This is a genomic window from Agrococcus sp. HG114 (assembly GCF_024723325.1).
GTDB lineage: Bacteria > Actinomycetota > Actinomycetes > Actinomycetales > Microbacteriaceae > Agrococcus.
Window position 1 is genome coordinate 1 of the sequence record NZ_JANQCH010000149.1, and the last position, 5,014, is coordinate 5,014.

Below are 5,014 nucleotides of genomic sequence, written 5' to 3' on the forward strand. Positions count from 1 at the left end.
GCGCCGACGGCATCGTCGGGCGCGGCGTCGCGCTCCGGCTCGAGTTCCGGGGCCCGTCGCGGTTCACCGAGGCGGCGGATGCGTGGCGAGCGGTCGCGCGGGACGCGGTCGTCGACGACGCGGTCGGCGTGCCCGGCACCGGCCTCGTCGCGTTCGGCGCCTTCGCGTTCGACGACGCGTCGGCCGCGACGAGCGTGCTCGTCGTGCCGCGGATCGTCGTGGGCCGCCGCGGCGACGACGAGTGGGTCACGTGGATCGGCGGGCGGGACCGCCTGCACCCCACCGCGGTGGAGGAGGTGCGCGTCGAGCTCGCCGACGGCGCGATCGACGCCGAGCGCTACCGGGCCGTCGTCGCCGAGGCGACCGAGCGCATCCGTGCTGGCGAGGCCGAGAAGATCGTGGTCGCGCGCGACCGGGTGGGGCAGCTGCCGCCGGGCGGCGACCTGCGGTCGGTCGCGGTCGGGCTCGTGCAGCGCTACCCGGACGCGGTGACGTACGCCGTCGACGGCGTGATCGGCGCGAGCCCCGAGACGCTCATCGCGGCCCACCGCGGCCACTTCTTCTCGCGCGTGCTCGCCGGCACCGCCTCGCGCGGGGCGACGCCGGCGCTCGACGCGGAGATCGCCGAGGCGCTCGCGTCCGGCGACAAGGACCTGCGCGAGCACCGCTACGCGGCCGACTCCGCGATGGAGGTGCTGCGCGAGCTCGCGCCCGACGCCCGCGCGTCGGAGCCGTTCCCGCTGCGGCTGCCGAACCTGTGGCACCTCGCGACCGACATCACCGGCACGCTCGGCGAGCGCTCGACGCTCGACGTGCTCGCGCGCCTGCACCCGACCGCGGCGGTCGCGGGGACGCCGCGCGCGGCCTCGCTCGCGCTCATCCGCGAGCTCGAGGGCGTCGACCGCGGCCGCTACGCGGGCCCCGTCGGGTGGATCGACGGCGAGGGCGGCGGCGAGTGGGTCATCGCGCTGCGCGGTGCGGAGGTGTCGCCGGAGGGCGCGATCCGCGCGTTCGCGGGCGCGGGCATCGTCGCGGGCTCGGACCCCGCCGCCGAGCTCGCCGAGACCGCCGTGAAGCTGCGCCCGATCACCGACGCGCTCGCCGACCCGCTCCCCTGACGCGCCGCCGCCGCTCGTCAGCCCGTGGCGAGGAGCCGCTCGCGCTCGGCGGCGACGTCGAAGTCGGCCGTCGGCCACCGCGGGTCGATGCCCTCGAGCGCCTCGACGAGCAGCTCGTGCACCGCGAGGCGCGCGTACCACTTGCGATCCGCGGGGACGACGTGCCATGGCGCGGCCTCGGTCGCGGTGCGCTCGATCGCGACCTCGTACGCCTCCATGTAGGCCGGCCAGTGCTCGCGCTCGTCGATGTCGCCCGGGTTGAACTTCCAGTGCTTGTCGGGTCGGTCGAGCCGCTCGAGCAGCCGACGCCCCTGCTCCTCGAACGAGACGTGCAGCATGACCTTCACGAGGGCGATGCCGCGCCCGGCGATCCCGCGCTCGAACTCGACGATGCGGCCGTAGCGCTCCTCGACCACGTCGGAGTCCGAGAGCCCGCGCACCCGGTGGATGAGCACATCCTCGTAGTGGGAGCGGTCGAAGACGCCGATGAAGCCGGGCGCCGGCAGCTCGCGCTCGATGCGCCACAGGAAGTCGTGCTCGCGCTCCTCAGGGCTCGGCGCCTTGAACGCCTTGATGCGGACGCCCTGCGGGTCGACCTGCCCCACGACGTGCCGCATGATGCCGCCCTTCCCCGCGGTGTCCATGCCCTGCACGAGGAGCAGCACCGCGCGGTCGCCGCCCGCGGTGCTCGACGCGAACAGCCGCTCCTGCAGCGCCGCGAGGCGCTCGGCGCCGTCGGCGAGCGCCTGCTGGCCCGCCCGCTTGTCGCCGACGAAGCCGGGCGTCGACCGGGGATCGATGCGCGCGAGGTCCGCGGCGCCGGTGATGCGCAGCGCGTCGGTGATCGCAGTCATGCGGCGAGACTAGTCGCGCCCGCGCGGCCCCGGCTGGACGGGCACGGCGGCGGTCGCCGGCCGCTGCGAGCGCGGCTGGAAGCCGGGCGCGACCGCGCGCCCGAGCCGGCCGGGCGGCGCGGCGTCGACCTTGTTCGACACGAGCTTGCTCAGCCACCCGAGCCTCGGGTCGGTGTCGACGAGCAGGGTCTTGACCGCGAGCGTCGCCGGCAGCGCGAGCAGCGCCCCGACCGGGCCGAGCGCGAACGCCCACACGAGCAGCGACAGGAACGAGGTCGCCGGGGTGACGCCGACGGCGTCGCCGGCGATCTTCGGCTGCACGAGCGACTGCATGACGAAGTTGATGACGCTGAACAGGATCGCGGTCAGGAGCGCGTTGATCGGGCCGTTCGCGAGCAGCGCCATGAGCGTCGGCGGGATGACGCCGATGACGAAGCCGATGTTGGGGATGTAGTTGGTCACGAACGCGAACACGGCCCACACGAGGGCGAGGGGCACGCCGAGCGCGGTGAGCGCGACGAGGTCGAGCGCGGAGACGATGAGGCCGAACAGGGTCGTCACGACCCAGTAGCGCTGCACGCCGGCGGCGAAGCGGTCGAGGCCGCGCACGAGGTCTGGGTTCGTGACGGCGATGCGCTGCACCCGCTCTGGCAGCTGCATCGAGTCCCACGCGATGAAGAAGATCACCACGAACAGCGTCGCGAGGAAGCCGAGCACGACCCCCGCATCCGAGGCGAGCGAGCCCACCGCGCCGGCGATCGCGCCGGGGCTGAAGGCGTTCCGCAGCTGGTCGAGCGCCTCGTCCTCGGAGACGCCGAGCGACTCGAGCCACGTGAGCGTGTCGCGGTAGAGGGCGTTGAACTCGTTCGAGTAGCCCGGCAGCTCGGTGACGAGCGACTGCACCGACCAGTAGATCGACCAGAACAGCGCGACGAGGAACGCGTAGACGGTCAGGAGCGACGCGAGCGCCGCGACGATGCGCGGGGCGCCGATGCGCAGCAGCCACTGCTGGAGCGGCATGACCGCGATCACGAGGTTCACGCCGAGGAAGACCGGCGTGACGAACGACGCGACCTGGTTGAGCAGGATCAGCACCGCGATGACCGTCACGACCGAGAGCAGCACGATGAGCGTGCGCGGCAGCCCCCAGCGCTCGCGCGGCGGCTCGATCGGGACGGGGGCGGGCTCGGGCTTGCGCCGCTGCCACGGCCAGCGCATCAGCGCAGCGCCTCGTCGGTCGAGCGCGCGGCGGCCGACCGGCCCCGGAACGCGTCCATGCCCTGGTTGACGCCCAGCGCATCCGCGAGCCGGTCGGCGACCGGGGCCGGGAGCAGCTTGAGCGCCGGCACGATGCGCACGAGCGGCGGCAGGGCGAGGAGCGTGCGGCGCGACTCGATCGCCGCGAGGATCTGCGTCGCGACCCGCGCTTGCGACAGGATCGGCAGCAGCGCCGGCACCCTCGTCGTGACGCCCTCGAACATGCCGGTGTCGATGTAGAAGGGCGCGACGGTGAGGGTCGTGATCGGCGCGCCCTCCTTGCGGAGCTCCGCCCGCAGCGACTCCATGAAGCCGACCGCGGCGAACTTGCTCGCCGCGTAGTCAGTCTGGCCCGCGACGCCGATGAGGCCGGCGGCGCTCGCGACGGTGACGATGCGGCCGCGGCCCGCGTCGCGCATCGCCGGCAGCAGCGCGCGCGTGACGAGGATGGGGGCGATCGCGTTGACGCGCATCGTGCGCTCGATCTGGGCGACGCTCAGCTCGGCGAGCGGCTTGCCGGAGACGACGCCCGCGTTGTTGACGAGCACGTCGACGGGCCCGAGCATGAGCGTCTCCGCGGCCGCGAGCTCGATCGCGTCGGCGTCGGTGAGGTCGACGACCACGGCGGTCGCGCGCCCGCCCTGGGCGCCCGCTTCGGCGACGACCCCGTGCACCGCGCACTCGTCGCGATCCCACAGCACGACGTGCGCGCCCTTCCGAGCCGCGGCGAGCGCGACGAGGCGGCCGATGCCGCTGCCGCCGCCGGTGATGACGACCGTCGTCGACCCGTCGATGACCGTCTCAGAGCCCCTGCCCATCCGCGCCCCCTTCCAGCACTGCCTCGATCATGCCGGGTCGCGCCTGCGACAGCGCCCTGCGGAGCCCGGCGCGGTCGACGACCCGCTCGTACGGCCAGCCGAAGGCTGCGGCGAGCTGCTCGAGCGACACGTCGTGCGGCGTGCGCTGCACGCGCGCGAAGTCGCCGGGGTCAGCGCTGCCGGCGACCTCGAGCAGCTCGAAGAGGCTGCCGCCGTTGTCGTTGCCGACCACGATCTGCAGCCGCGGGCGCTCCTCCCCCGGCGGCACGTGCAGGCCGCCCGCGTCGTGCAGCAGCGCGAGGTCGCCGATGAGCAGCCGCGTGAGGCCGCCGGCGCTCTCGCGCTCGTGCGCGATGGCGATGCCGGATGCGGTGCTCACGGTGCCGTCGATGCCCGCGAGCCCGCGGTTGGCGTGGGCGCGCACCGCCTTGGGGCCCGCGACGACGTCGAGCTCGCGGATGAGGCGCGACGCGGCGACGACGAGCCGGTCGTGCGGCCACGTGCGGTCCCACACCTGCGCGACGAGCTCGGCGCGCGTGATGGGCTGCCGCCCCTCGGCGAGCTCGGCCCGCGCGTAGTCGGCGCGCGAGAGCCCGGAGTCGGGGGCCGACGCGGTCTCGCGCGCGGCGGCGAGCGCGCGGCCGGCGCTCAGCCAGCGCTCGACCCACGCGCGGTCGTCGGCCGTCGGCTCCGCCGGCTCGACCTCGATGCGACCGCTCAGCACCTCGGTGTCGCCGGTGCCGCGGATGTTGTCCTGCCCCGCGCGGCCGAGCACGACGACGGCGACGTCGGGGCGGCGGATGAGCCGGGTCACCGCCCGCGAGAGCGTCGGGTGCCCGAGCACCACGACGCGGCGCACCTCGTCGGCGAGCTGCGGCACGACGTCGCGGCCGTGGGGCACGAGCAGCGGGCCGAAGCGCGCGCCGGAGGTGGGCTCGGCGATGAGCGGCGCCGCGATCGCCTCGGC

Annotated in this window: 4 protein-coding genes and 1 pseudogene; 1 reads left to right on the forward strand and 4 read right to left on the reverse strand. The window is 74.9% G+C overall.

Going from position 1 to position 5,014, the window contains the following annotated elements; genetic code table 11:
• Positions 1-1,118 (forward strand): isochorismate synthase MenF (locus tag NWP09_RS11540; protein ID WP_258275656.1); only part of this gene is annotated, 1,118 nt, incomplete at its 5' end.
• Between the two features lie 17 nt (positions 1,119-1,135).
• Here NWP09_RS11540 and NWP09_RS11545 read toward each other — a convergent pair.
• The 4 genes and pseudogenes from NWP09_RS11545 to NWP09_RS11560 form a co-directional block, all read right to left on the reverse strand.
• Complete coding sequence (locus tag NWP09_RS11545) at positions 1,136-1,972, reverse strand: PPK2 family polyphosphate kinase (RefSeq protein WP_258275657.1); 837 nt, start codon at positions 1,970-1,972, stop codon at positions 1,136-1,138.
• 9 nt (positions 1,973-1,981) lie between these two features.
• Complete coding sequence (locus NWP09_RS11550; RefSeq protein WP_258275658.1) at positions 1,982-3,190, reverse strand: AI-2E family transporter; 1,209 nt, start codon at positions 3,188-3,190, stop codon at positions 1,982-1,984.
• Positions 3,190-4,047 carry an SDR family oxidoreductase gene (locus NWP09_RS11555; protein ID WP_258275659.1) on the reverse strand — a complete coding sequence of 286 codons (858 nt, stop codon included), beginning with the start codon at positions 4,045-4,047 and terminating at the stop codon, positions 3,190-3,192. The genes NWP09_RS11550 and NWP09_RS11555 overlap by 1 nt, the downstream gene beginning before the upstream one ends.
• Positions 4,031-5,014, reverse strand: a pseudogene (locus tag NWP09_RS11560) (2-succinyl-5-enolpyruvyl-6-hydroxy-3-cyclohexene-1-carboxylate synthase); the annotation flags it as partial. The gene NWP09_RS11555 and the pseudogene NWP09_RS11560, both read right to left, overlap by 17 nt.

What these genes read in the sequence shown, in the direction of transcription:
- NWP09_RS11545 (WP_258275657.1), bottom strand. Translation starts at nt 1,972, where the DNA reads ATGACTGCGATCACCGACGCGCTGCGCATCACCGGCGCCGCGGACCTC.
- NWP09_RS11555 (WP_258275659.1), bottom strand. Translation starts at nt 4,047, where the DNA reads ATGGGCAGGGGCTCTGAGACGGTCATCGACGGGTCGACGACGGTCGTC.
- NWP09_RS11550 (WP_258275658.1), bottom strand. Translation starts at nt 3,190, where the DNA reads ATGCGCTGGCCGTGGCAGCGGCGCAAGCCCGAGCCCGCCCCCGTCCCG.